Annotated in this window: 18 protein-coding genes; 6 read left to right on the forward strand and 12 right to left on the reverse strand. The window is 61.3% G+C overall.

What is annotated here, in order from left to right; translation table 11 throughout:
• Window positions 1-16: 16 nt before the first annotated feature.
• From QSV46_RS23100 to QSV46_RS23145, 10 genes are all read right to left on the reverse strand, one after another.
• Window positions 17-673, reverse strand: coding sequence for a hypothetical protein (locus tag QSV46_RS23100; RefSeq protein ID WP_314957098.1), 657 nt, complete (start codon window positions 671-673; stop codon window positions 17-19).
• Between the two features lie 27 nt (window positions 674-700).
• Window positions 701-2041 (reverse strand): hypothetical protein, encoded by a 1341-nt coding sequence (locus QSV46_RS23105; protein WP_314957100.1) that lies wholly within the window; start codon window positions 2039-2041, stop codon window positions 701-703.
• Window positions 2042-2108: 67 nt separating this feature from the next.
• Complete coding sequence (locus QSV46_RS23110) at window positions 2109-2960, reverse strand: MBL fold metallo-hydrolase (protein ID WP_314957102.1); 852 nt, start codon at window positions 2958-2960, stop codon at window positions 2109-2111.
• Between the two features lie 9 nt (window positions 2961-2969).
• The gene (locus tag QSV46_RS23115) at window positions 2970-4085 is read right to left on the reverse strand and encodes a hypothetical protein (protein ID WP_314957104.1); all 1116 of its coding nucleotides are present in this window, start codon (window positions 4083-4085) and stop codon (window positions 2970-2972) included.
• 38 nt (window positions 4086-4123) lie between these two features.
• The gene (locus QSV46_RS23120) at window positions 4124-5590 is read right to left on the reverse strand and encodes a hypothetical protein (RefSeq protein ID WP_314957106.1); all 1467 of its coding nucleotides are present in this window, start codon (window positions 5588-5590) and stop codon (window positions 4124-4126) included.
• Window positions 5591-6302: 712 nt separating this feature from the next.
• Window positions 6303-7403 (reverse strand): hypothetical protein, encoded by a 1101-nt coding sequence (locus QSV46_RS23125; protein ID WP_314957108.1) that lies wholly within the window; start codon window positions 7401-7403, stop codon window positions 6303-6305.
• 241 nt (window positions 7404-7644) lie between these two features.
• A complete protein-coding gene (locus tag QSV46_RS23130) occupies window positions 7645-8112 on the reverse strand; it encodes a hypothetical protein (protein WP_314957109.1) in 468 nt (155 codons plus the stop codon).
• A gap of 44 nt (window positions 8113-8156) precedes the next feature.
• Window positions 8157-10340 carry a multicopper oxidase domain-containing protein gene (locus QSV46_RS23135; RefSeq protein WP_314957111.1) on the reverse strand — a complete coding sequence of 728 codons (2184 nt, stop codon included), beginning with the start codon at window positions 10338-10340 and terminating at the stop codon, window positions 8157-8159.
• A 935-nt stretch (window positions 10341-11275) separates the two neighbouring features.
• Window positions 11276-11665: a hypothetical protein gene (locus QSV46_RS23140; RefSeq protein WP_314957113.1), complete on the reverse strand. Its 390-nt coding sequence runs from the start codon at window positions 11663-11665 to the stop codon at window positions 11276-11278.
• A gap of 454 nt (window positions 11666-12119) precedes the next feature.
• The gene (locus QSV46_RS23145) at window positions 12120-14699 is read right to left on the reverse strand and encodes a caspase family protein (RefSeq protein ID WP_314957115.1); all 2580 of its coding nucleotides are present in this window, start codon (window positions 14697-14699) and stop codon (window positions 12120-12122) included.
• A gap of 84 nt (window positions 14700-14783) precedes the next feature.
• On the opposite strand from QSV46_RS23145, the gene QSV46_RS23150 reads away from it, so the two are divergent.
• Window positions 14784-15122: a hypothetical protein gene (locus tag QSV46_RS23150; RefSeq protein ID WP_314957117.1), complete on the forward strand. Its 339-nt coding sequence runs from the start codon at window positions 14784-14786 to the stop codon at window positions 15120-15122.
• Between the two features lie 201 nt (window positions 15123-15323).
• On the opposite strand, the gene QSV46_RS23155 is transcribed toward QSV46_RS23150, so the two are convergent.
• Window positions 15324-15608 (reverse strand): hypothetical protein, encoded by a 285-nt coding sequence (locus QSV46_RS23155; RefSeq protein ID WP_314957119.1) that lies wholly within the window; start codon window positions 15606-15608, stop codon window positions 15324-15326.
• A complete protein-coding gene (locus QSV46_RS23160) occupies window positions 15572-16243 on the reverse strand; it encodes a hypothetical protein (RefSeq protein ID WP_314957121.1) in 672 nt (223 codons plus the stop codon). Before QSV46_RS23160 ends, QSV46_RS23155 begins: the two co-directional genes overlap by 37 nt.
• A 1369-nt stretch (window positions 16244-17612) precedes the next feature.
• Between QSV46_RS23160 and QSV46_RS23165 the strand changes: the two genes are divergently transcribed.
• The 5 genes from QSV46_RS23165 to QSV46_RS23185 all read left to right on the forward strand — a co-directional run bounded on the left by QSV46_RS23165 (window position 17613) and on the right by QSV46_RS23185 (window position 26976).
• On the forward strand, window positions 17613-17855 hold the full coding sequence (locus tag QSV46_RS23165) for a hypothetical protein (RefSeq protein WP_314957123.1): 243 nt from the start codon (window positions 17613-17615) through the stop codon (window positions 17853-17855).
• Entirely contained in the window at window positions 17852-20323 is a 2472-nt protein-coding gene (locus QSV46_RS23170) for an AAA family ATPase (RefSeq protein WP_314957125.1), read from the forward strand. Before QSV46_RS23165 ends, QSV46_RS23170 begins: the two co-directional genes overlap by 4 nt.
• Window positions 20324-20540: 217 nt before the next feature.
• Window positions 20541-25220, forward strand: a complete 4680-nt coding sequence (locus QSV46_RS23175) for a hypothetical protein (protein WP_314957127.1) — start codon at window positions 20541-20543, stop codon at window positions 25218-25220.
• A gap of 113 nt (window positions 25221-25333) precedes the next feature.
• Entirely contained in the window at window positions 25334-25516 is a 183-nt protein-coding gene (locus tag QSV46_RS23180) for a hypothetical protein (RefSeq protein WP_314957129.1), read from the forward strand.
• A gap of 503 nt (window positions 25517-26019) precedes the next feature.
• Complete coding sequence (locus tag QSV46_RS23185; protein ID WP_314957415.1) at window positions 26020-26976, forward strand: ArdC family protein; 957 nt, start codon at window positions 26020-26022, stop codon at window positions 26974-26976.
• Window positions 26977-26991 lie beyond the last annotated feature (15 nt).

The raw sequence follows: 26991 nt of genomic DNA on the forward strand, positions 1-26991 counted from the left end.
CCCCGTATGCTGCCGCCTATTCCTTGAATCGAAGGTCCATCTCGTCTTCAGCGATGATGCTGTCGTCAAAGCCGGTCGAGCGCAGCACACGAACGGTGGCACGCTCCGCGGCAGGAAACTGGTTGCGGTCAAGCACGGCCTTCGGGCTCTTCTGGCCAACGGCGATCGTTTGCCATGTTTTCTCGCCGTCAGGCCGCACCTGGATCGTGTAACTGACGCCCGGCTCATCGGGGGCGGCCATGGACATCGATCGCTTTTCGGGATGTCCAGGCGGCCCCGCGCCCATTTCCAATCCTTGAGACCGGGCTGCCACGGTGGGTTCCGGAGAGCCTGCCTCGAACGTGTTCACGACCTTGCCATCGTGCAGCAGCACGAGACGGGCCATGCCCTCCGCATACGATACGTTCTGGTCGATCAGCCCGGTCTTCGATGCATGGTCGTCGCTGGGAAGGAGAATGGCTGGCCGCACGCGGCTCAGCTCCCTCCCATCCGCCGCTTCCACGACGAGTTCGAACCCGGTCCCTTGCGGCGGCTGGTTGGCGGCTGGAGCGGCGCCTGCCGTTGCTGATTGGCTTGCGGCCGCGGTGGCCGGATTGACATAAAGGAATTCGCCCGTACCTGATCCGATGTCGACGGATCCGACGATGTGAATAACTTTGTTCTCGTATGACATCATTCGCCTCCTGATCGTCCGCCGGTATCACGCGTTCGGCGGAGCGAGCGCCGTATCCTCATGGACCAGGCGATCGTGAATGGCCTCATAAGTATACGCCGAGAGCCACTGGCTGTCGGCATAGGTCATCACATCGTGATGGATGTTCCCCGGCAGCGCCCGCATCTGCAGGCCGAGGGCGGGGTCGCCGAAATCGAAGCCCACGAATTCCTGCGCAGGTGAGCTAATCAAGCCACCGGCATAGGGAAAGGTCGTTTCGAGGTTGTCTCGGGGCTGGCCTGTCCCCTGAACAGGATCAAAGGTCGGGAAGCCCGGGTGCCGGCGCTGGAACGTGTGGCCAAGTTCGTGCGCGCCGTACCAGTCCGCGAAACTCGCGTCGCTGTCGCCGGTCCAGCCATTAGGCACGCCGCAGGGGCCGCATGCCACCGCCCCGAAGATGGTGGTCGCCTCATCGTAAAGGGCGCTGCCGCGCATGAAGCTTTTGCCCGCCTCATTGTCCACCAGGCCATAATAATGGGCCCGTGGATCCATTCCGGATGAAATCTCTCGCATGCGCAGAGCCGATAGTTGGGCGTTGACCAGGATCGACTGATTGCTCCCGAATGGCGGCCTGAGGCGGTCGCCATCGATGACAATCTGTGACCATTCGAGCGCAGCGACCGGGTAGGCCCGCGTCAGATAGGACCGAAGGTAATCGAAATGGATTGCGCCCGGTGTGATCGTCGCCGTCGGGGCGTTCGTGCTGCGATAGCGAAGCCCGATCGCCCGGATGCGCAACACCGGCGCTGCGACGAAATTGGCGATCATCGCCGGTTGCGCCGCGAGTGGCAGCTTCTCTCCTCCCGGCACATTGAGGTGGTCGAGACGGAGTTCGATCGATCCGGCGCCGAGCGCGTCGGCTGGAAGAACAAAATTCAGGCTTTCGGCGACATCGAAGCGTTGTCCCATGAGATCGGGCGTGCCCGCCGGATCCAGCTTCACGCGGTTCATCGCCGCGAGATAGAAAGCGCCGCCGTTGGCGCGTCGCCACGTAATCTCGCCAGTCACCAGTGTCGAGGCAGCGACCGTGGCGGGGTCGAGATAGACGCGCACGATTGTGGGTTTGCCGGCAATGAGCCGCACACGGTTGTCGAGGGCCTGGATGACCTGCACGATCTCGACGCCGCGCACGCCGACATTGGCCGCCGAGCGTGTCCCCGCTGGAGCCAAGGCCGTTGCCGCCATTCGCGCCCGGCGCGGCCTCCTGATGGTTGGCTGTTCGTAGGGCGAGGACCCCACCGGATCATATTTCGGCGCCGCCCTGCCGCTGGCGCTCGGCGCATCCGCCGCTGACTTTCTTGGCCGTCGCGCACGTGGTTTTGTGGTCAAGGCGCCCTCCCTTCTCTTCTACACCAGCCACGCTTGGTGTTGCGCATGGCCACCGCGCGATGTTCCCTCAACTTTGGTCAGCGCGCTCGATGATGAAATGATCACGCGTTATACGTTGCGCTAAATTGCCAATCGCTTCACAGGCCTGATGCCACTCGGCGAATATTTCGGCACTGAGCGGCAGCGGATGCTCGTCAGGCTGAAACGTCGTCCCGAGCGGATAAAGCTCGCCGGGGGTCTTGGTCATCTCAATATGGTTTCCGAGCACGAGTGAAACCGGGTGCTCGGATGCGAACGCCGCAAGGCGCGCCGCGCTGCCTCGATAAGCCGCCCAATCGGCAACAGTTAGCAGGCCAGGGTAGAGCGTGTCCCCGGTCAGCAGAGCCTGCATGCGAAGGTCATAGACGGCGATGTGATCGGAAACGTGGCCTGGAAGGGGCAACACGACCAGCGCGCGGCTGCCGAGATCGAGCGTGGCTTGCCCTTCCGGCCAAGCGGGGAGATTGAACGCGTGCTGAACCGCGCCTACGCCGCGGCCGATAACCCTTGTCTGGGGCCGCCCGGCAAACTGCCTGTCCCAGAAGACATGATCGCCGTGACCATGTGTGTGCGCTATAATAAGCTCGCTGATGGCGCGACCTTCTTCGGCACGCCGTGACAGCAGCGTATCGACAGCCTCGCGGATCGGCAGGATTTTCCGTGGGTCGCCGTCGTCGGGACTGGCCCCCGTATCGAACAACACGGCCTTCTCGCTGCCCATCAGCAGGTACATGAACGGTGCTTCGAAACTGAAGCACTTGCTCTGCCGGAGCACATGGGTGTCGTCATCGACCGACACCACTTGCAGCGGCGGGTCGGTGCTCGCCGCGCAATCAGCGGAGCCGTGGATCCAACTGACTTGGTCAATACGGAGCGGCACGGCCTGCGCCTAAAGCCGACCGCGCGTGTCGCCGGCCGAAAGGACCGCGCCCACCGAAAGCGGCCCGCCAGCACCGCCGGCGGCACCCGCTCCGTCGCCGACGCAGCCGCGAACCGGCTGCGCCGTACTCTGGCCGATGCGCGTTGCGAGCGCCCGGATCGTCATTTGAATACGGTCTGCGATCTGGCCACCGAACTGGATCGCTCTTCCGTCGATTAGTACATCGCCCAGCACGTAACCGCGGTCGCTCGGCACTTCGATGACGGCTCGGACCGGACGTTCTGGAGTTCCGCGCGTATACTTCCAGAAAGCGGCAGGATCGCTGCCGTCGGGGGTTTCCCATTCCTGCGTGTCCAGGCCGCCGAAATAGATGCCGACAGGGTTGGCGACAGTGACGTCTGCCTTGCTACGCGCATGAAAGTTCACGCGCGCGCCGATGAACGGGTCGCTGTGTCGCTGTTCGGCGCCGTATCTGCCACACCGGATCAATTCCAGGGTATCGACCATTGGCGAACCATCGGCGCGCAGCCGCGTAACCGTTGCCGCGCCCGCGATCTCGATCTCGGCACCCAGTGTGTTGTTCCTCTGCACGAGGTGCATGGCCCCATTGGATGTCGAATTGTTGAAGCGGTTGCGCAGGATGTAGGCGCCCGATGGGGTGAAGAGGTCCGCCTGTGTTGCCGAGGCGTCGACATGTTGCTTGTAGAGTGCGAGCGTTTGGGTCGGATCGGTTGCGGCGAGAAAGCGCCAGTACTCCGGCCCTTCGCAGGTAAACGTGACCCGCGTGATCTTGTTCGTGCCGGATTGCCGGGTCACGCTCCACTCGCAGTACTCGTCCTGTACGTCGCGTGAGGCATCGGCAGAGCGCCAGCGCTCCATGTCCGAGCCGCTGCTGATCTGCACAATGCGGGGAAACGCGGTCCATTTCACATCCTCGACCGCTGGGTTGGGTCCCGCCTCGACTTTGGCGGCATTGAAGAATTGCGCCCGGGGTGAGTCGGACGGATCGCCGCTACCCTCTTGAGCGGAGTTCATCGCGTCGGAGATGAACTGATGCCAGGCATCGCGTTGGGCCGGTCCGAAATCGTCGAGAAAACCCGGTGGGTCAAATCGTTGCAACGCCATATTCACCTCCTGATGACTGTGCGACAGGACCGGAAATCTCATCTTTCGACCACCTCGGCATCCCTGGTTACTGCCAGGGGCGGCGCGTTCACGTCGACGTTGCTGAACGGTAGCGTCAGGCCGAATTCAGCTATTCTGCGCTTGCGGAAAGCGCGCCTGCGCCAATCGGCGACACGCATGAAATCGAGAACGCCTTGCGACGTCGCGAGACGCGCGCGCACTTTGGCAACGAACGCGTCAAGCTCCGCGGCGGCCCGTGTGCGCATCGCTCCCTCGTCGAGCGCCAGGTAGTCGGCTGCGATGCGTTCCGGTGCCTCCGGAGGCAGGCCGGACGCGGCGTTGTTGATGTTCCTGCGCGTTTCGGCCTCGATCTGGCCTGCTGGCGTTGTCCCCGCGGGGACGTACTGCAGCAGACTTTCACGCGCGGCCGAGTCAATCGGATTCCAGGCGTCCACCATCAGGAGCCCAAGCGCAAAGCCGGGAGAAAGGATGCCTCGTCGCGTGAGCTCGCCCACGACCACGCAATCCTCGAATGCCCGCTCCGAAACCGGCCAGGCAAAGAAGGCATCGCCGGCCTGCTGGAAGCCCGCATCCGAGTGCTTCAGCACGAGCCCGAGCGCGGCGACGGCGCTTTCGTAGTCCGGTCGTCGCACCTGAAACGCCTGGCCGAGTCCGGAGATATCGAGCGCGAGCTGGTTGACGATGCTCTCGACGTCGAAGAAGAAAGTGGCCGGCAGTCCGAACTCAGGCTTGCTCCCGCGGCTTCGCTCCTCGCTTGAGACGATGTTGACGGATGTGGCCGCGAGCAGCTGGCGCAACAGCTCCCTGGGCGCCGCGACACCGCCTGGCGCGCCGAGCAGGCGATCAAGGCGCGCGCGGGTCCAGCGTTGAACGGCCGGGCGTACCACCCGCCGCTCCAGGATGTCCGCGCTCTCGCGGGCAGCGAAAAGCGGATCGGTCCTCACCGGGTGATCTGGCGGAAAGGACTCGAGCGGGATCTCCTGCGCCGTGCTGTTCCAGTGCAGCCAGGGCAAGCGCAGTTCTTTCATGACCAGCGTGCCATTCACGTGGCTATCGAATGGCCCTTTGCCCCGCGCTGCATCATCGAACGCGTGCCAGGAGGACCCTTCCCACAACCATGCGTCTCCTGCGCGCTCGTAGAAATGAAAGACCTTGTTGCGGCTGTCCCAGCCAGCGACCTGCAGAAAAGCGGTCGGATCGGTCGCGGGCGGTCGCGTGCTGACCAGAACCGTTGGTCCATTGGCGGAACGGCCGCGGGTGACCACGTAGCGGACGCTCCTTGGCAGCCGCGAGTTCGCTTCGTTGAATGGAATCTGGCCGGCTTCCGCGACGACGAAGACCATTTGCTCAGGCAGGCCTTCGGGGGCGCCATTCGACTCGTTCAGCACGGCGAGGAGTTCGGCAGCCGTCCCCGGGAAGCGCCCGCGCGCCAGTACGAGCTCGAAGAAAGGGTCGCCCAGGGACGCGCGTTCGCCGTCTGTCATGGGGCGGCCTCCATTGGGATCTATACCGACCACTCTGGCGCGAAGGCTGGATGGAGATGAACCCGCGGAGTCGGAGGGACGATCGAGTCCCGCCGCGGCATACGATAGAGGATGGGAGCGTGTAGGATTAAGCGGATCTTGGCCGAGACTCATGGTGAGCCTCCCTTCCGACGCCTCTGGTGCTTGCCCTTCCAACCATCAGCGTACCCAATCTCGTGAAGTATTCTTGCCACAATCTAATATAGTATTCACTATCTGCTGATGCCTCCGGTTGCGCAACAATTTTTTGCTGATTGCAACGCGCGGAATGTCGCAGAACCGCTTGCGATGCTGCAGCGCGAACAATTGCGGATCTCGCTGTCGCCACATTGCGATTCTTTGCGCGACCAAGAGATCGAAATCGCTGCCGATGCGGTGGCTGCCTTTCGAAAGGTCAGCCGCTAGACCGAGCCCGCATCCCAGCGCGAAAGCCGAACGAAAACGTGGAAGTCGCAATTAGAAGCAGGACACACTACAGTTGGATGCACGGCGCCGTCGGCGTCGGAAAGCGAATTATTTTCGACGGCGGATGGGGGCGTGTATAACTAATTCAAATATCGCCGAAAATCGGCCTTACGAGATTGCTGCTTTTCAGAAGTTTACGTTTCGACATGCCCAAGCGCGTCGAGAAACGTCGCATGGTCATTTCGCAGGGTGACAATGCCATCTGGCCCTAAACATGGGGGGCTTGAATTGGACCTTCTGGTCCTGCTACGGCATTCGAATATTGAAATTGAATGGGCACCGTTCGAGTGCCATTGGTGAGATTCACCTCCTTCATCACGCGGCTCAGATTCGCACCAGCTTCGGTTATCGGGAAGTCGCCGCACTCTTCACCCTGCGCGGATGTCCATCCGAGAAACTTGACCGCATTGGGGCTGCCGCCGGCCCGAATGGCATCCTCCACGTCGGGGTCGGTCCGCGCCTCATTCAGTTCGTGATAAAACGTCGCAACGATGTTTTTCCATGGCTGATCGAACGCGACGATCCCGTTATCGGATCCGCTCGGCCGCGCTTCGGAGAAGACGCCGATAGCGTAGTAGATGGTGACCTTGCTGGTCGGATGGATTGAGCCATGATAGCCGCCCAACCCTCGCAGCGAGCTGGCTTCATCCTCGACGGGAATAACACCGGCGGCGGCATTGCCGACCGGGCTGATTGCAGCCGTCGGATCCTCGTCGGTCGTCAAGATCGTTCCGCTCGGCAGCAGGAAATTGAAGACGGTCGAGCCGAAATCGAAACCCTGCAGCGCGCCCTGCTGGAAAAGACTGTTGACCAGCTGTTCGACGTCGCCTTGCGAGAACTGGGATGGCCTTGCGCCAGGCAGTATGTGCGAGGGCTCGAACGTTGTGGTGATCGGCTTGTTCTTGAAATACTGCATCATGACGTTGTTCAAGTTGCTGTCCGCCATCGCGGCTGCCAAAGCATCGTCGATATTCTTGATGTCGCTTGCCGCCCATGACGATGCGCCACCGATATAGAAATTGGTATAGACGAGGTCCTGGATGATATTTCCACCGTGATTGATCAGATTGTGCTCGGGAGTTGGCGCGAATTTCGACGCGGTCGCCGCTACAACGGCGGCCATCGGCGCGGCCATGCCCCGGTAATACTTTTCAGCCGGCGAACCCGCGGTGGTAACAACGTTCATCGGACGAAATTTGACCGCCCTCTTGGTCGATCTCTTGGTCGTTGATTTCTTGGACTTACCCGATTTCGTTTTCGTAACTGACTTCTTCTTTGTAACCGACTTCTTCGTCTTTGCCTTGGCCATGAGACTTTCCACTCCTTGAGTAACTCGACGTCCGGGCCATCGATATCGTTGCGCGCGTTCGCCGCCACGACGCACGAAATGCGAGAACGGTCGATGGCAGCTCAATGAGTGAGCCCACCGTGCAGATCGCAGCCGCGATGGGACTTTCCATCGATCCTCCAATCATTCTCCCGTCGCTCCGCACGAGCATGCGAAGTGCTTCGGCGCGAGCGACAAGGGGCGCGTGCGAGCGCTACCGATCTCACGGCGCGAGCTTGAGCACTCCCGGCATGAGCCCCTTGTGGACCACACAAAAGAAGTCGACCGGATCCTTGAACTTGTCCGTGACTTCCAGCCGGAGGCTTCCAGTGAACCCGACGCCGAACTTGCTGGTGGTCCCGTTGCAATCGAGTTCGCGGAGCGCGGCGTTGGGTTTGGCCGTGGTGTCGTCGCAGGCAAGCACGGGACTCTTGTCCTCGGCCGGAGGCCCGCCATCGGTTCGCTTGAGGGTGACAAATCCGTGATGGACGGGGCCGCTGGGGATCTGAACCTCGACGATGTCACCGACCTTCAGATCATCGACGGCGAGAGGTGTGGAAGCCGTCGATTTCTTGTCCTTGTAGGTCCAGGCGAGCCCCTGGACACCGATCACATGGGTGTCTGCCGCAGATGCAGCACCCGCAAATGCCAGAGTTGCACCGACAATGATGCTCGCGATCGGCAGCGGCATTGAGAACGTCCTCATTGGTCTCCTCCTCACTTGGCGTTTTGACGCTATTGCGCTGCCAGCCCGGGACCCCAGACCTCGATAGGAGCCATCAACCCTTTGTCCTCGTGCTTGAGGATATGGCAATGGAAAACGAAGCGTCCGAGCTGCTGGCTTGTATCGAAGCTCATCACCACGAACACCGACTGCCCCGGAGGCAGCGGAATTGTATCGTGCCAGCGTCGCGTCGCGCCGGGATCCAGGTCGCTATTTTTTTGATCGTCATAGAGATCATAGTTTGGCGTATCCGCCGGGCATGCGCCCTGGCCGCAGGTGCGCGCCGAATCGGGAGGCTTTATGAAGTAGCTGTAGAGTTCATCGGCTGTCGCCAACCGAAATTTCATCTGGTGAATGTGGAAATTATGCAGAGTGCTTGTTTGATTGGACAGAACCCAAAGCTGCTTGTGGCTACCTGCGTGAGCTTTCTTGTCGATGAAGACACACACATGCTTCTTGTTCGTCCAATCGACGAGCCCATCGCTTCCGACATATTCCTCGAACGGGATGCCCCCTCCGTTAAGCCCGACCGTCGTCTTGTCGGGATCTTCGTCCGCTGGTGGGTTGTGCATCGATTCGTCCTGCGGGTCTGGTCCCGTCGGGCGCACTATCTGGGTGAAAACGCTCCAATCGGTCGTTTGCCCGTGGCTTGTCGTGACGCCATCCAGAAACATGACCCGGCGATACTCACGAAACGCCGGGGCCAGATCGCGAATGCATCCCCCGGGTAGCTCCGCAGTCTCAATCGCCAGGGCCGGGCTCGCAATTTGGGCCGGACCGGGGATGGCGACGGCAGCATTCAATGCGATCCGCACGTTGCTGGCAGTGGCATTAGGCTCCAGCACGATACGGGCCAGCTGGATCTCCGGCCATTCGTCCGTTCCCGCTTCGACCCTGTGTCGCTTGGTCTTCAGAATATAGACCTGCCGGGTCGGACGCTTGTCGTCGTTGCGCACGTAGATCTCCGCGCGCGTGGCCGGCATCATCAGCACATCGTCATAGTCGACGGCCTGCACTGGCTTCTGTGCCTGCCCGGGGGCAATCGGTATCGCCGGCACTACTCCATCGAGGCTGAGGATCGTCATCCGCAGAGGCTTCTTGTCCGCCGCGTCCTCGTTCCGCAGCTCCAGCCAGTACGGGATGTTAGCGCTGAGATTGCCCAGCCGGAGGAGGAGATTCTTGCCACCCTCCACAGTGATCGTCGGGTATCGCTGCCCATTCACCGTAAAAAGCAGTGCCTTCGTCTGCTCGCGCTGACAGAAGCCGGTTCGCAGCTTCGGATCGAGGTCAGGTCCGGAGCCGTCGGTCTTCCACACGCCGCACGGCTTGCCCGGAGTAAAATCCCGCGCGGCCGGATCTGGATCCCACGTCGCAGCATCGCCGTTCGCCTCGCCGGGGAGCTTGGCGATGTTCATTACCGGCATGTCGCGGAGCAGCGCATAGCGCACCATGGTGATACGTTTCAGGTCGCTTGTGTCCTTCGCGACGTCGTTGGAGCATTTCTCCTTGTCGTTCGGATCCGGCAGACAGCCCGCCTTCACGTTGGCCGTTGCTTCGCCGACCGAAAGCAGACCCGACATTCCACCCATCACCTGATCAGACGAGATCCCGTGCAGATGCGAGTGATACCAGTTCAGCCCAAGAGGGTGCGGGATGAGTCCCGTGCTTTCGAGAACGCGTGCGTCAATCATGTCATTGCCGGGGATCGGCGTCTTTCCCGGGATCGGCACCTTGTAATCGAAACTCAGGCCGGGCTTGAGATGGACATAGACGTTGTCGCCCGTGCCAAGCTCCGCGGGCGCGGGTCGCGCGTTGTTCGGTGATACGATTCCGCCATGAAAATAATGAAGGTTCGTCGAACCGTCATTATGGTCGTGCATGCTGCCGTTGGCGCTGGAGGTCAGCGCGTTGATCAGGTGCGCCGAAACGGTATCGCCCGGCATCGCTTCAACGATTGGCGTCAGATAGTTGTAATTGTAGTTTCCGGAGGTGACCTTGTAGCCGCCCATGACGATCTCGGCGCTGGCTGCCTTCAGAGTGATTTCTACCTCGTTTTGGCCATTGACGAGCGGCGTAATGGAGCAGATGCCGGCGAGATCAGGCTGTCCTGCCGTTGCTTCAGAGCAGATTGGTGGCTGAACGAGCTCTGCTGCGATTGCCGGCTGAAGCAGGAAACCCAGGGCGACCCCGGTCACCCATGCAGCCTGGCCAAACCGGATCGGAAGCCGCCCTTCCCAGGGATTTAAGCGTTGCATCGCGTGACTACCCAAACGACGGTGCGCACATGACGCCGCGCACGAAAGCGCGGACTAAATACAATCGATTCAAAAAGTCGTTCGAACAAATGAAAAGACGTGAACGACCTCACGTTGCCGTTGAGACTACATGCGCCTCTCTGATGTAGTCAATCCATTCCACGAAGCCAGCGACGAAAACCCCAGATGCGACCATTGATTGAAATGGCTGGTCTGAGGACGTTTCCGGCTCCGCGAGGACGGCCGGTAACATAGAGGCGATCAAACAGCCGCTCGGAGGCAGCCGCGCCGGCTGATCCGCAGACTGTTTCAGCTCCTTCTGCGGGCGGTCGCCGGAGCTTCCAGTCCGGCCGTGATGATGCCGTTCCGCCAAAACCAACCCAGAACGGGCCAAGGCCTTCTCCAGCGAAAATGCGGTTCGCCAGATCGCGGTCAGTTCGGGCGCGGTGGATAAAGTCGACATCGATGCGAGGGCCGCATGAAAACGGTACGCCGTCCACGAAGGCGACGGCTTCCTGCAAATTCGGATCGGAACAGGGTGGTGGTGCGGACAACCTGGGCGGCGCCGATTAGGCTGGGTGTCTGCACGAGCTCGGCTGCTGCACTCATTGCCAGTATCTGGTTCCGCGGCGGCAATGGTGTTGCTGACAGGGCGTTTTCGACACGCGGCGGCATGCGCGTCGCCAGAACACGCCAAAACTCAGTCACGTGGACATGGTACGCCTCGGCGTATCGGTCCGATGACCAGCTGCGATGTGTCGCGGCTTGTGCGGAGTTCCCTCCGCATCTCCGCCCAGAACGAGAGCGCCTCATATCCTTCATCGCTCATTCGACGGAGCAACTCGTGAAACCCTTTGCCTTGCAGCGAGAAGCTGTCATCGTTGACAGTGACCAGGGTCTGCGTACCTGCCAGCATAGCTGCCGTCTTTCCATAGCGCCGCGATCGCATTCGAGGAGTAGATGGCATTCGGACGCCAGTATCGGCGCGAGCCGCCGAAGCTCTTGAAGACAATTTGCCCGTGCAGTGGCGCGAAGGCGGCAACCTCCTCGGCCGAGGAGGAGACCAGCGTGTCGGGAATGGCGAACCCCAGCTCGGTTGCGACGCGCAGCTGCAACAGATTGCGGTCGGCCGCATGGTCGACGCGCCGGTCGTTGTACCAGACCGTGTTCGGCGGTAAGAGCGCCAGGAAGCCCGTCCAGAAGAATTCGCATTGGATGTCGAGATACCCGTCGACGCTCGTGGTCTTCCGTCTCGCGGTGCGCAAGTGCCAGCGGTCGTCGCCACCAGACTGTCCTAACCTGATCCAACGCGTCGATGTTCGGATCATCAAGCGCAAAGCGCACATCGCGCGAAGGCTCAAGTCTAATGCTTGCCGCGTATCTTGTCAGATAGGCAGAGTACTCGATGACAACCGGTCGCGACGCGGCCACAAGCCGCTGGCACACCGCCCCAACGTGGGGTCGGCCATGCTCCCGACAATGGCAACGGTCGGACCCGACAGCGGCCCAACTATGCGGCCCGCCATCGTGATGATGTGCGTCTGCTCTTTGGTCTTTCGATCCCGATCGAGGTATCCGATCAGCGCGACCAACGTTGGTTCTGCCATGGACTTCCCCCGGCGTCATTCTCGCTCCGATTGCAATCGTAAGGGTTTGCCAGTATTCGCCAACTTCGCCGGCGTACCCGAGCCGGGGATTACGGCGGGCCACTGACGCGCTTCAGCGCGCCGGTCCTTCACATAATTTGTCGAGCTCGAATGTGTATTGGGCAATCAGATGCTTCGCGACCAGCATAGCGTCGAGCCGCAGATAGGATGGCGCGCTTGAAAAAACAGGATCGTGCAGCAGCCCCTCGCTCGCCCGAAGCGTCAACGCTTCCAACACAGCGCTGCGTACCAGCGCATCGTTCTGTTGCGATGCGAGCAGACGACTCACGGTGAATGCATCCTGGGCCGCCAATGCGACCGCGAGCGCGCGGTACAGCGGCTGCAGCCCTTCGTACGACCAATGGTTTGCCGCATAGCGCGCAAGCACAACCGTCGATCTGGTCTTCTCATCCGCGCGGCCCAAAATCGACGCCGCTAGCGCATGCGCGGCCGCGATATCCGTGACCTCGATCACGCTCACTCCGGTCAGCGGATCGGTCGCACGCGCCGGCATAATGCGCAGCTGGTAGTCAAGGCTACTCTCCAACGCCTTGAGCCAGCGGTCCGGCAGCTTACTCCAGCATCCAACGTCCCTGATCTGCGAGCCGTAGAGCGCGATGCGGTCCTGCTTCATGCGCTCATCGAGCCGTTTCAGTAGCATCGATTGCTCCGACGGCTCGAGAAAGCCTCCCTGCGCGCTCAGGATATTGGCGGCCATGTCCGCATCCAGGTCTGAGCAGGCAACGTGGCTACCAGCAATGTGAAACGCGCAGCGTTCGAGCCCACCCTTCCAGGATGATCGAAACTCGAGCACGCGGGCAAAGCGTGGCAGCCAGATCGGATCGATCCAGATTGGCTCCCCTATAACGATGAATCGGAAAAAGCGGATGATCCAATCGAACTCGGCCTGGCCGAGATCGCCGTGGCGCGCGAGCAACAACAGGGCCGGGAGCGACCAGCTGCGCGCACCGTCGCCCTCGGCATCACGTCGATCGGTTACGCGCGCGATCAGCCACGTCAGCATTCCGGCGCCGTTGCCGACGCCCGCGGCATCGGCCCCGGCGGCAAAAAAGGCCGCGAGCTTTTCCGCAAGCTCACACCAACTCCGCGCGCAGGCGTTCAGCCGCGGAAACGTCGCGATATCTGCCGCGACGTCGAGGCGCGGGCTCTTCGCCACGTCCTCGAGGAAGCGCATGTACGCGAGCCAGTCCGCCTCGCGCACCACACCTTTCTCGGCGCGGATCGAGACCAAAAGTATCGCCGCCTCTAGCGCGCGTCGCCGCAGATCCGCGTCAGTGAGTTCTCGATAAGCGAACGCGAGGCCGACGAGATATATACGGATTGCCTGATCGGAGAGCTCGCTCAAACCGAAGTCGAGATGGGTGGCTGGATTCGTCACCGCATAGAGCGCCTCCACCTCTGGCCCCTGCTCAAGGAAGAAGACCGGCGCGCAGGCGCGCTTGCGATCGATGAGTGCGGCCTCCACCGCGAACTGATAGTCCCGTGCACGGTCGCGACGCGGCTCGTTCGCGGCGCATACCGAGCCCAGCCCGTCGCGCGCAAGCGCGAAATCTACTCTGCGCTGCGCTTCCCGCGACAGCTCCGGCCACAGCTTGAACTCCCAGTTCTCTCTTCCCTCGATCGTATGCGTCGCAAGTCCACCGATCTGACCGGCGAGCAGCTCGGCGCGTTGCGCGATGCGCCGTTCGTCCCAGCGGGGGGAGGGGGTGGCGAGATCCATCACCGCGAGCGGGAATTGCACGCCGACGTTGATCCCTTGCGGCACCAGCGAGGCCATCCAAGGCGGCCCGGCCCGCATCTCGACCCACCCTTCGGGGCCGACGGTCAGATGATATTGCAGCAAAAATAGCAGGCCGCCGGTCAGCAGCGCGACGGTCGCGCTCCATCCTACGATTCGGCGCAGCCGAGACGCGAACGCCCGGCGCGGCTCCGGTGCCTTGGGTGGCGCGATTGCGTCCGCGGTCCATGTCAATCCGACCCTTCCTGCTCCGTAAATCTCTGGCGTCTGGCGCTTTCCCCCGGCATAGAGATACGCCAGTTGCTCGGTTCGCTCGCGAGCGAACACGAACAGGCTGGCGAGGTCCGTACGTGGCCCGCCCGGTGCGGCAGCGAGCGTGTAGAATCCACGCTCGGTGACCGCTTCGTGCAGCGCGATCGTGAACAGCCCGCGCCCGAGCGCGGGGTGCTCGTAGGCAAGCTCCGCGGCTGCTGCACCGGCCATCACCAGCACGGCGCCTGCATCGAGATCGGCCTCAAGAGCGCGATGCAGGTCTGCCGCGACCCCGCCGGCGTGACAGAAATCCAGGATGGCCGTCACGCGGCGCGCGCCGGCCATCCGGATCAGATCGGCGAGATCTGCACCTGTGAGGTCGACGGCCCCCGGGCGGGCCTGGAAGGTGCAAAACCATGATTGGCCATTGGCTTCGTCACCGTGACCTGACAAGATCAAGCACAGGTTGAGGGCGGGGTCTTGCTTGGAGTCTCTTATGGCGGCGATGTCGGCAAACACTTGCGCAAGATTCTCGCGCGTAAGTGCTTCATCTGTAACGTCGATCCGCCGGTCGCAGGAGGCCAGTTTTACGAGGGCAGAGCCAAGGCCGAGTGCGCCTTCGACTGCAAACTGAAGTCGCACACGTGATCCCATGTAGAGGGGATCGGCGAAGCGGTCGGCTGCGAGAATGACCAGGATTGACGCGCAATCGGGAGGGAGGGACACATGACCGGCGGGGTTACCTTGGCTAGCGCTTTGGCCGTTTTTCTGGTTGGCTTGTTCGGTGGTGCCGTGGCAGAGCTCGTTCATTGGTACGGTTTGCGCACCAATCCACGGTTTCCCGAGTACTGGAGCAGCATTAAGTACTGGACCATCACCGTCGCGATGATCCTTGTCGCCGGTATTTTCACCTGGTTGAATTTCGGGAGCCAAGCACAGGCCCTCACGGCATTTCAGATTGGATTGCTTACACCGTTAATTCTTCAAAAGGCAATCGCGAGCGCCGCCGGAGGCGAGACCGCACGATCACCGCGTGCGAATGTCACGGACTTCCTGCGTGGGTGAGCTTCGCCGCACGTCACCCGATCGCCACGACTCCTCCCCGCCAGCAAGGCCAGACGGACGCGCGCCGGGATTCCAAGCGTCAGGCTATAGGTCTATGCCGAATAGGGCCACGTAGGGGATACTTGTCAAAGCTACTACCGGCAAAAACAAGGTCTGGTTTGGGGATCGTCGCATAGCCGTCCATTTCTGAAGGCGATGGTGTCATGCCATCATCCTCCGGCTAAAGGCCGTATGGGCATTGACGACGATCTTTGGTAGGCTGGCTCCCTCCTGGCCTTCAAATGGCTGCAAAACGTGATCGACCGCCCGCCCGGTGCTCGGAAGCAGGAGGTTGATCCATGCCGAGAGCAATGCATCGCCCCGGTTATTGAACCGGCTTCCCAGCCGCTCGTCCAAAAAGCCGATTGCTTGCTGCCGCGCGTGCTTGGGCCAAATCCAAACGTCGGGTTTCAGGACGGGCCAGAACCGGCCGTCAATTTCATCCACCTCGAGCCGGACCGCCTCCGCCCCCACACTTCTTCGGACTTGGGATGTTCCGGCGTTATCGCGGAGACCATCCCGTCGATCCGCCCGTGCAAACTGCCGACGCATTGAGAAATATTTTTCGTCAGGGTGAGATTGGGACGTTGTCGATCAAGAATAAGGACCGAGCCTCCGCGCCAATCCTCCATGAGCAGTGGCTTACCTCGTATAAGAGAAAGGCCTATCGCCCGTTCGATGAAGCCCTTGAGGTAGAGATTGTTGGCGTAATCCTGGAGACGATCCTTAATGGAGTACGGCGACAAGGACGTGAGATCCTTGCCAAACGCTCGCCGTAGGGTCTGTTCGTCGCCCCACGCGAGGATAGAACTGCCTTTGGTCGCGACAATCTGATTGCGTGCTTGTTGCTCCGCAGAGTGGATATCGTCCCAGTCCTTGGCAGCCGCGAAACTGAGTTCAAGACAGGTCCGGTATTTCGAGCAACGGAAGCGCGTAAGACGCAAAATTGGGCGCCACCGCCAGCGCTCTTGCGCGGAATGGAAACCGCCTGAGAACCCGTTCGGTCGATCTTCTCGATGAGCTCCTTTGGCTTGTCCGGCAATTGTTTCCAGATGCGCGACACAGGGAATCGAAAGTTTCAATTTCGATAAGCTCGGCGCGCACGCCCTTTGGCGCGCGCCGCCCCGGGAGCGGTTCCGTCCTGTAAGCGTTGTCCAGTAAAGGCCATGTGGGAAAGGATTAGGGCCGTCGAGGACACGGTGAAGGAGCTGCATCACACTTTCGTCGCGGCCGCTCGTATCCCGCTACGATCATGCCAAACCGATTGCAGGTGCTTACGAGGCAATCGCCCATCTCGGCATTCTGAGTTTTCAGATCCGCTGTAAGATTTTGATGCTCGTATTCGAAAGTCACCGTGAAGCTTGCAGTAAATTGGGAAGGCGTCATTGTTCAGCGCCTGCTTTGCGGCGTAGCTGCCTTCCAGCTGAAATGCAGCAAGGCTCTTGCCGGTATCCGAGCTCCCTTGCGGAGCGGCAAAGATACGCGGGGATCCTGCAGGCTGAACTCGACCAGCAGGCCGCGCTTGTGCTTGTGATGGCGCCTGCCCGCGAAGAGGCTATTGAGCATCTGGTCGTCTCGCTGAGCCGGATCGTCTCGGGGCGATCGGCAAGACTGGTCGTGCGTCAAGACCCCAACGGCGGGCGCTTCTCGGTCGTGTTCGGAGAGGACACGTCCATCCAAACCACGCTACAGGCGGACGACGGCGCGAGCTATCAGCCGCGGTCTGGCGATGAGATCGCCTGGCAATTCATCTGTGTCGGAAAATTGCCTGACCTGAATGCCAGCATCCGCGGTTGCTACGACATGAATTACGGGTACTTGATGGCGAATTCAGCAAAGCGGCCCCTGGAATCGGCGCAGGGACGATATGTTTTCCAGGGAACCAGATCCACCCGGCGAACAGGATGCTCGAAGCGCCGAGCGGATTCTGCAGGCCTATTTTCCTGGAGCTCAAGTCCGGCGCGTGCAAGCTCGAAGTCGAGATTGTCAGGGCTGGAAAGTAACTCGGCTCTCCCGTGAGGTACTTGCTTTCCGATCTTGCGGGCTCGGCGCAGGAAGGGGCGGCCATTAACCCGACGAGAATGAAGTCATCGGCCCGCGGGCTCATCGGCCGGTAGGGAGAACAAATGGGGCGTCGTCCCGTGAGCAAGGCACTTCGCCGGGCTCGCCGCTTCCGGTGAAAGGTTGCGGCGCGGTGCTCTCAGCCGATTGTCGCATTTGACAGAATTGCGACGCGGGGGCTGCTAAAAAACCTACTCGCACGGCCGAGGAGGTCGCTCAGAATCAGTTCTGTACGGAACGTACCAAGGGCGCGCTGTCTGCGAGGTGGATAACGCGTTAACCGTGTTGAATGTGAGGCCGAATCCGTACCACGTGCGTGCACGAAAGCAGTAGCAAGACGATCATTTGCGTTGCCGCATTGAGTGACGATTATGTGCTTGGGGGAGCATAGTGACGAATACTGAAATTGCATTCGAAATCGGTGACAGCAGAACCGTTGATGAAAACATCTCGGCGCTCTCGGCCGCGCTCAAGCGGATCGACGATCCCCTGGCAGACGTCCTGTCGGGGGCACTGTCAAGCCTCAGCCTGGACATCGCTCTCGATCAGGATGCGCTCCTGGACGCGTTGTATGCAGCGACCTCGCCTGTCGAATCCCAGCAGACCGCCTCTGAGGAAGGCCCTGCACAATGAGCGGCTGGTATCTTCAGAAGGTCTCTATCGAAGGCTTTCGCGGCATCAACAACGAGGGTGCCCCTCTCGTCCTCAAACTCAAGACGGATTGCGTCAACTCCATCTCCGCGCCCAACGGGGTAGGAAAGACATCGATCTTTGATGCGGTGGTCTACGCGATCACCGGCCGAATTCCCAAGCTCGATGATCTGCCCGCGGTCGAAAAGGGCCCGTCTTATTATCTGAACCGCTTCCATGCGGGTGGTGTGGGAACGATCACCCTGACCCTTATGCCTGCCGGCGGCGGCGCCGAGGTCGATGTGACGGTCCGGCGCGATGCCGCCGGCGGGCGGACCGTTGTGGCTAGCGCAGGTGCAGACGGAAATGCGATCCTGGCCGACCTCAATCGCGAGTTCGTCCTTCTCGATGGAAAGACATTTCAGGACTTTATCGATCTTGCGCCGCAGAAGCGCGGGCGGTCGTTCGCGGGGCTGCTGGGCCTGAAGCGTTACTCGTCGCTGCGGCAAGGGTTGGCCTCGCTGACAAACACGAGGGCATTCAACAATCACTTCGGTGTCGCCGGTATGGAAGCCAAGCAAAATAGTGCGGCCGTATCTGTCCAGCGGGCCCGAGGCAATATCAAGGAGGCGTTCACGGCGCTCGTCGGCGACGAATGCGATCCGGCCGAAGCCGAGGCGACGATGCTCGCGAAGGCGCATTCCGCCCTCAGTGGCATCGAACTGCTCAAGCCCCTCTGCGAGGGGCGCAGGTTCGAGGAGATCGATCCTTCAAGTTGCGTCGATGCAGCGAAAGCTGCCGAGGGAGGTGAGGCAAGGAGAGAACTCGCGAACATCCTGCGCGACGAGGCGAGGTGGTCAGAGGCCGTGAAAGCCGCGCCAAGCGAACAGCATGCCAACCGCATCGTGGAACTGGCCGATGCTCGCGACGCCGCCCTAAAATTAACGCAAGGAGATCTGTTTCGTCAGCTCTACGGCCTCAGCGAAACTATCCTTCAGGATGACAGTTGGGCTGACAAGTGCCTCTGCCCGACATGTGATCAATCCGCTCCCGGTTCGATTCTCGACCACGTTCGCGACAAAATCGCGGCGTTTGAGGCCGTGGAGACTGCTTCTGCCAATCTGGCTCGAGAGTGGACCGAACAAGGCTGGAATCAGCTTGACGAGCTGGAGCGGTTGGGCCGCCAGGAAGATGAGCCGGCCCAGCTCTCCGATGCAAAGGAGGTCGGACTGAAGGGGGCGCTGGACGGGGTGCACGCATGCGCACTCGCCGAATGGCTGAAGACGCTCACGAAGCGCGCGCTCGCCAACGTCAAAGAGTTGACCGACAGGAAACTCACCCTGGAGAAGGGCCTTCCCGACAAGCTCACCGCTGTGGTGGAAAAGGCCGAAGCCGCACGCCGTCTTCAGAGCAATTTGTTGGATCTGCGCGCCGCGCGGAGGGAGCAGTCCGCCATCACTGCAGAGCTTGCGCGAATTGCCCGAGTCAAGAGGTTTCTTGACACAGCCAGCTCATGCTTCGCAAGCGCCGAATCCGCGGCAAGTGCGCGTCGGCTCGCCGCGATCGAACCCGTCAGCCGAAATATCTTCGCAGCGATCATGTACACCGATGTCGTGCCGGCCCTGAGGAAGCGCGCCGGCAGCGAGGATCTTTCCATCTCGCTTGCTCAGTTCTGGACGCTGCCGGACATCTCAGCCCAAGCCGTTCTCTCCGAAAGCTATCGCAACGCCTTCGCGATCAGCGTCTATTTGGCGGCCGCTTCGCTCTATGGTGGGGGCGCCAAGTTTCTGATTCTTGATGACGTAACATCGAGCTTTGATTCCGGACACCAGTTCCACCTGATGAACGTGTTCAAGGAACAATTTGCCCGGCCCGGCGTCCCCGATGGCCCACAGGTCATCCTTCTCAGCCACGACACTATCCTCGAGAAGCTATTCAATACAAATGCCAACGAGGGCGGCTGGTGGCATCAGTGCATTCAGGGCACGGCACGAACATCGGTGCTGCCACAGTCGGGCGCAATCCATAAGATCCGCGATGCGACTCACGCCTTTCTGGATACCGGCAACACCGATGATGCCGCTCACCGTATCAGACAGTACCTCGAGTTCAAGCTCGAGGAGATTATCTCCAAAGTCGGCATTTCGGTGCCTATCGGCATTGCCTTCAACGACGACAAGCACATGGCGAAAAACCTGATAGACGCCATCAGGGCAGCCGTCGATCTCCACGAAGCGGCTGGCCGCCTGGTCCTGGAGCCTGCCCAACTCGCGGGCCTCGGCACCTCGGTGGCAACCATCGTGAGCAATTACCTCTCGCATTGGTCGACGGGGCAGACCCATGCCTTCACGGCCCCGTCCCTGAAAGGGGTCATGCAAGCGATTGAGAATTTCGCGGGTTGCTTTCAGTTCGAGCATCCGGCAGGCTCGAGCCAATACCGCTACTACCGGTCTCTTAGCCAAAGGATGTGAGAATGGGCAGGGCGGCTCGAGCTGGCCGTAAAATCATCCTAGCGCGACTTCTCATGGCATCGGCCGTCGAGGAGAGAGATAGCGTATCATCGAAGCCAACACGAACTGCCTTGGACGGGGCTGCTCAGGCTCTGCCCAGGCGCTAGGAATTTAGTCGCGCCCTGGGCAGCATTCCAAGTACGCGTTCGCAAGTCCCGTTCGTTACAACCGATCACTCATGCCGCTCACCCCCGAAGAGCTATCCCGTCAGAGCCAATTGAAATCTGCGCTTCAGGCCGAGAGGAACGCCCACAAGCTGGAAAATCTCGCGGCCGGACTTGTAGGCCGGTTGCTCGGTATTTCGATTGCGGTGGCCAAATCGGGTTTTCAATACGGTGGCGATGCGGGTGCGGTCGGCCAGCAGGATCGCCGGTTCCGCCTGGAGTGCAAGAAATATGGCGACGACACCAGCCTGAGCGATCGCGAACTCCTCGGCGAAATCGACCATGCGCTGGCGCGCGACGAGGCACTGGAAGCATGGGTCCTGATTGCCACGCGCAGCGTTCCCGAGCAGCTCGCCCAGGACCTGGTGCAAAAGGGCGAACGGCTCGGCATTCCCGTTGTCGTCATCGGCTGGAAGGAACATGAGCCCGCGCCGCTCGCCGCCTTGTGCGCATTTGGCCCCGATCTCGTGCAAGCCGAGTTCTCGCAAGACGCTGGCAATCATGCACGCAGCTTACAACCCGCCATGGGCGAGGCCATTGCCAGCCTGCGCCGCAATCTGCAGGTTTGGTGCCTTGGCTTCGAAAGCCTGCGATCCGAATCGCACCGCAAACTGCAGGGCATCTGGACCTCGCATCGCGTTTCGAATGCCGAACTAGGGCAGGACGCGGCGGGAGGTGCTCACTCCAAGAGAGTGCGGCGCCAACGGGTTCATGCTGCGCTGGATGCCTGGTGGCGCGGTGCTGCCGTTAACGACGCGCCGGCGGCGATCGTCGGGTGGGACGGTGTCGGGAAGACTTGGGCCGCGCTCGACTGGCTGACTGACCGGATGCGCGAACAGCCGATTATCCTCACCGTTCCCTCTTCCGCGCTTGCCGGTCTGACCGGGATCTCGGAATCGACCATCAGGCGTTTTTTGGGCGAGCGGCTCTGTGAGCTTACCGGCACACGCGATCCCGAGCATTGGTTGCGTCGGCTTGCCTACCTGCTCAAGCGGCCGAGGGAGGAGGGGCCCGTTCTCACCGTGCTGTTCGATGGCCTCAATCAGGAGCCCTCGGTTCCTTGGCTAACGCTCCTCAAGGCCGTCCAGGGCGTGGCCTTCGAGGGGCGGGTGCGTGTGATCATCAGCACGCGCCGATATCATTTTGAAGACAAGCTCTCGGGACTTCGCGGGCTTGTTGTCGCGGCAGTGCCCGTCACCGTCGACGTCTATGATGCCACTTCAGGCGGCGAGCTTGACCAGATGCTCGCTTTCGAGAACCTCACTCGGGCAGATTTGCATCCCGACCTCCTCGAGCTTGCGTGCACGCCGCGCTTGTTCAGGCTTGTCATCCGCTTTCGTGATCGGCTCGTGGAGGCGGGGCAGGTCACGGTCCATCGGCTGTTGTGGGAATATGGGCGGGACACATTCGGTGATCGGGCCGGCAAATCCTTCAGCGAAAATGAGTGGCGTGCATGGCTTGCTGAAGTCGCGGGACGCTACCGCGGCGGTATCCAGGAATTCTCGCTCAAGAGCCTTGGGGAAACGGCAAGCCGGCCCGATCTCTCCGAGCGGGAGGTGTATGCCCGGCTGAGCGACATCATTGACGGGCGCTTTGCGCGGCCCGGACCCTCGGGCGCAATGCAGCTCAGTCCGACGGTCGTAGCTCATGCGCTCGGGGCCGCGCTGCTTGCACAACTCGATGCGATGGATGGTGCGACCTTTGCGGCGGCCGAAGCCGAGGTCACGCAATGGCTCGACCCGATTGCCGGCCTTGATCAGCGCGCGGAAATTCTGCGGGCGGCTCTATCTATCCTTGTCGAACGTGGAGGCCCGTTCACAACGCCTATCGGCGGCGTTCTTGTTACGGCGTGGCTGCAAACCCAGAACGTGACCGACAGCCACCGCCGAGAGCTTGCGAGCCTGGCACCGAGCATTCCAGACGCCCTTCTCGACGCCGTGGAACAGTCGGGCGCGCACGCGCACGCATCCGCTCGGATGTGGGCGATCAATGCGCTTCGCGCCATCCCGCGGATTGAAGGCGCGCAATTGACCGCGATCGTTGCGCGGGTCCGTGCCTGGTTTTCGATCGTGTCCCGCGAAGTCGACAGCAGGCCGGACGCGAACGCCGACTTTGAGCGGCGTCGTGCGGAGCGTTACCGCGGCCGTGTCGGGATCGATACGTCCGGACCATTGACGGTGCTGGGCGTTACGCTTCGTCTCGTCGGTCGCGACGATGGCAGGCTGCAGGCCGCGGCGCCTTCGATTCTCGAGGGGTTCCCTCTATCGAAGATCATGCCGTGTTTTGAAGCCATCGCGGTTGCTTCGGCTGTCCGCGGACACGCGGATGGCTGGCAGGGCCTGAAATGGCTTTGCTACTTGAATGAGCTCGATCCCGAACCCACGGCTATTGCCCTGCGCGGTCTGTCCGGGCATATCCGCTCGCGCGTGCCCGAATCCGGCATTCACCCGCAGCTTCCTGCACGGGCCGCGGCGCTCGTGCTCTGGCTCAGCGGACAGGAAGCCGACGAGGAATGCGCCGCTAGCCTCGACCCCGGCATCGACCGGCACTACACCTATGAGAACGACTACTTGCCAAACCCGAGCCGGAGTTTTTATGCCCTTGAACGCCGGCACGCGCACGTTGCGCTTGAGGACAAGGAGCGGCCTCTCCATACTCGGTTGCAGCGCACCGGCGAGCTGTGGCTTGATCCAACCTTTCAGCCGCCACCCGGCTTCGTCGAGGAGTTGCGTTCCGCCGCCGCCGGCTTCGATGTTGCGAAGCTCCACCGGCAGATGGGACGTATGCCGGAAGAATTGTTCTTCGAACAACTCCAACCGGCACTCGCACGATGCGCTCCGGACGCTCTCGCCGCCTTGCTACGGCGCAAAATGGACAGCTTCGCGTCCTGTCCGCCCGACTCACGCTATTGGAGCGCCATTCACGCCACAGAGGCTTTCATCCTGGCAGGAACGGCGGAGGCGCAGGCAGCACAGGTTTTGCGCCTGAGCGCGCACGAAGCGGACGAGAATAATGATGCGATCTCGGCGAGCGAGCTGCTCAAGATCGAACTGCAGTCCCTTGGTGATGCACAAACTCAGTTCGATAGGCTTATTGCGGCCGATCTCAAATTCATTCCTGCCGATTTTGCCGAGGTCATGCGAACTGCGTCCTCTGCGGACATTGACGCCCTGATTGCGCGGTACGGCGAGGCGCCTGCCAAGCAGCAGCGTGATCTCGTTGTGCTCTTGTCGGTTCACCCGGGCGGCTTTAGCGACAGTGCCTGGTCGTGGCTGATAAGTTTGATCGACCAGCCCGTTCATGAGCTGGACGGTGTGCTGTTTCGCATGCTGACACTGGCCGATGCCGCTCGGTTTGGGCACTATCTTGCCGCAAAGGCCTGGGGCTGGAGCCCGTCGGCCGATGTCTGGGTCAACCACTATGGGACCGGCGCACTTATCAAAGCCGAATCGACTCTGCCCTTTGACCAGTTGGGGCCCCGGCTTGCGCCGTGGCGCCTGCTAGAAGCAGCGCGTGTCCGGGGCGCCGATCCCACTGAGGTGCGGCTTGCCGCCGAGATCTTCGGTCACGTGCTTGCTGCCAACGAAATCGCGGAACCGGACCCGGGCTCGACACTCACGGTCAACCGGACGGAGCAGAGATTCACACCGTTCTTCGTTTCCGTGCAGCTGAGACCAGATCCCCAGGACCGAAATAGCCCTGCAGCGATCCGGGCTGCGCTTGATGCCGATGCGCGCATCAAGGCTCACCAACGTGCGGTAGAGACCGCAACAGCCCGCATCGAGGAAGCAAGGCAATCAGGAGCGAGCCTCTATCTCACCAATGTTGATGCCCTCGATCTGGTTCCTGTGATCCAGCATGCATCCAACATGATCGATCGCTGGCTGGAAGGCTCGCACGACATCAGTACGGATTTCCGCAGACGCGTGCGCCTTGCGGAGACTGCGTTCCTTGCGCTGTGCGAGGCGCTGCTCATTCAAGAGCCCACGCGCGGTGCCGCGCTGTGGCGCGCACTGCACAGGACCGTGACAACACGCTACATGGGGCCGGCCGGCGTAGACGAGTTGCTGCATATCGTGTTTCGCGTTCCCGATTCGCCGCCCGTCGCCGCGCTTCGGGACGAACTTGTTAGCCTGCCATTCTGCCATTCGGATCAGGATCTCTTCGATGTCGCCTTGGCGGCGGCGTACAATGGCAAGGCTGCCTGGATCGCCGATCTTGCGGCCGCGGATCGTGCCTCGTCGCTGACTTGGCGGCAGCGAAGAGGTGCCCTCCTGGACGGGCTAGGCACCGGTTATGCGCTACCTGTCACGGACGCTTGGCCCGAAGGCGAGATGCGCACGGATAGTGCCAATCTGCGCGCTAAGGCCGCGCGGCTGCGCTGGCGTGAAGCCTGCGCCCATCATTGGTGGCAGACCTATATCGCGGCTCAGGATGCGGTAGAGGCTTATGCCTCTTGGGTCCTGTTTCTGCGCTCGGCGGACGCGCGCGCCTGGACCTGGATGCGCGATGATGTGCAAGGACGGGCCAACAGTGACGGCTTCTTTGCCCTTAAATTCGCACATGTGCAGCTCAACCGAGCGGAACTACAGCGAGCGATGGACAAGGCCCTGGAGAGACGTGACAAGACGTTTCTCGATCACGACGTCGTGGAAGGCATCGGGCCTTGGGCGAAAGCGGCCAGCCCCATCTAATCAATCCACAAATGTGATAGCCAATCACCGCCTTTGACAATCGAATCTCGCGCGGTTTGGGCGACTCATGCTACCCATCATTCTCAATCACATCACTGCACAATGGGAATGAAATGGTTGCTGCCGCCCGTGAATTGCCCGCCTCCGGTTACGCGCTTGAAGTGGATGGCAGGCTCAAAGCCGAATTTGCAACCAAAGACGGCGCCAGGGCAGGTGGCGAAGAATTAAAGAAGCGTTTTCCCATGCTTCAGATCAGGATCTATGACGCACAGACGCGTGCGCGCGAGGAAATCTAGATCCTCTGACTCAAGCCTTAGCGGAGTTCTTCCATTTGCGCCCGGTGCGGCTGCCGCCGCACCGGGCCCTCGAACCGAGTCGCTTTGCGTCTCGGCCGTACGGCGTCGATCCCTCGCGCACAGAAAGGGAGCGGAGCTCCTCGCCGGGGGCACTCGGAAAAGGGGCTCGCCTGCGGCGATCGCTATCACTGCCCCGTTCCCGGGTGCCGCTATTGAACCGGTCTCATCGCTGCACTCGGACCCGCGTGCCCCTTCGGGTCGCTATGCTCACGCTCTCCGGGTGCCATTTTCCCTTGAGGCGATGCGCCCCTGGCGCACGCCTGGTCGGGCTGGCGGCCCTGGGGTAGCTCACCGCAACTCCCATGAACACGATGGAAGGCGAACTGCGTCGCAGATTCGCATCCTCTCAGGTAGGGGCGAGAGTCAGAGTGTCGGCGCGGTTTTACTGTGACGGGTTATCAGGCTGCGAGAGAGGCTCGCGGCGCCCGTCGCGGAGATCCGCGATGTCCAGACATTATCCTCGGGTGCGCACCAGTGAGGACCGGAGAAGCCTTTATGACGACATCACCAGCAAGATCATCGCCGAATTGGAGACTGGCCGAGTGCCCTGGGTGCAGCCTTGGGGCACCACGGCGGCGAAGGCGCCTTTTGCCTTGCCGAAGAGCGCGACGTCCGGCCGCCAATACAGCGGCATAAACATTTTAATTCTATGGGGTGCCGCGACCGAACACGGATTTACAGGGCAGAGCTGGCTTACCTTCCGCCAGGCGCTGTCGCTCGGTGGTCACGTCCGCAAGGGCGAGCGCGGCACGACCGTCGTCTATGCCGACCGCTTCGTGCCTGCCTGCGAAAAGCGCCGCGCACATGAGACCGGCGAGGAAGCGCAGGCCATACCGTTCCTCAAGCAGTTCACGGTCTTCAACTGTGATCAATGCGGCGGCTTGCCTCCAGAGATCGCGACAACGGCGCCACCTCCGCCGCCAGGCCTGATCGAGCCGCAGGTCGAATACCTGATCAAGGCGACCGGCATCGACTTCCGCATCGGCGGCAATCGTGCCTTCTATATGCCGACCGAAGATTATGTGCAGGTGCCGCCTCCGCAGGCCTATTTTGAACCGATCAATTGGCATCGAACGGCTCTCCACGAGCTGGCGCATGCCAGTGGCCATCCATCGCGTCTCAACCGTGACCTGTCAGGCAGCTACGGTACCAAGAAGTATGCCTTCGAGGAGCTGGTTGCGGAAATCTCGTCTGCGTTCAGTTGCGCCTCGCTCGGGATCGTGCCCACGGTGCGGCACGCCGACTATATCGGCTCCTGGTTGGAGGTGCTGCGAGAGGATAATCGCGCGATCGTGCGAGCTGCTTCGCAGGCCAGCAAGGTAGCGGATTATCTGCTGGGGTTCCTGCCGGAAGTCACTGTCGACACGACCACTGATATAACGGAGCAGGAGATGGCGTGAGTTTCTCCCCTGTTG

It is taken from the genome of Bradyrhizobium cosmicum (assembly GCF_032290525.1).
GTDB lineage: Bacteria > Pseudomonadota > Alphaproteobacteria > Rhizobiales > Xanthobacteraceae > Bradyrhizobium > Bradyrhizobium cosmicum_A.

Coding starts and splice junctions, on each gene's coding strand:
- QSV46_RS23180 (WP_314957129.1), top strand. CDS start 25,334: ATGGTTGCTGCCGCCCGTGAATTGCCCGCCTCCGGTTACGCGCTTGAA.
- QSV46_RS23125 (WP_314957108.1), bottom strand. CDS start 7,403: ATGGCCAAGGCAAAGACGAAGAAGTCGGTTACAAAGAAGAAGTCAGTT.
- QSV46_RS23115 (WP_314957104.1), bottom strand. CDS start 4,085: ATGGCGTTGCAACGATTTGACCCACCGGGTTTTCTCGACGATTTCGGA.
- QSV46_RS23150 (WP_314957117.1), top strand. CDS start 14,784: ATGACCGGCGGGGTTACCTTGGCTAGCGCTTTGGCCGTTTTTCTGGTT.
- QSV46_RS23170 (WP_314957125.1), top strand. CDS start 17,852: ATGAGCGGCTGGTATCTTCAGAAGGTCTCTATCGAAGGCTTTCGCGGC.
- QSV46_RS23185 (WP_314957415.1), top strand. CDS start 26,020: ATGTCCAGACATTATCCTCGGGTGCGCACCAGTGAGGACCGGAGAAGC.
- QSV46_RS23120 (WP_314957106.1), bottom strand. CDS start 5,590: ATGACAGACGGCGAACGCGCGTCCCTGGGCGACCCTTTCTTCGAGCTC.
- QSV46_RS23100 (WP_314957098.1), bottom strand. CDS start 673: ATGTCATACGAGAACAAAGTTATTCACATCGTCGGATCCGTCGACATC.
- QSV46_RS23175 (WP_314957127.1), top strand. CDS start 20,541: ATGCCGCTCACCCCCGAAGAGCTATCCCGTCAGAGCCAATTGAAATCT.
- QSV46_RS23130 (WP_314957109.1), bottom strand. CDS start 8,112: ATGCCGCTGCCGATCGCGAGCATCATTGTCGGTGCAACTCTGGCATTT.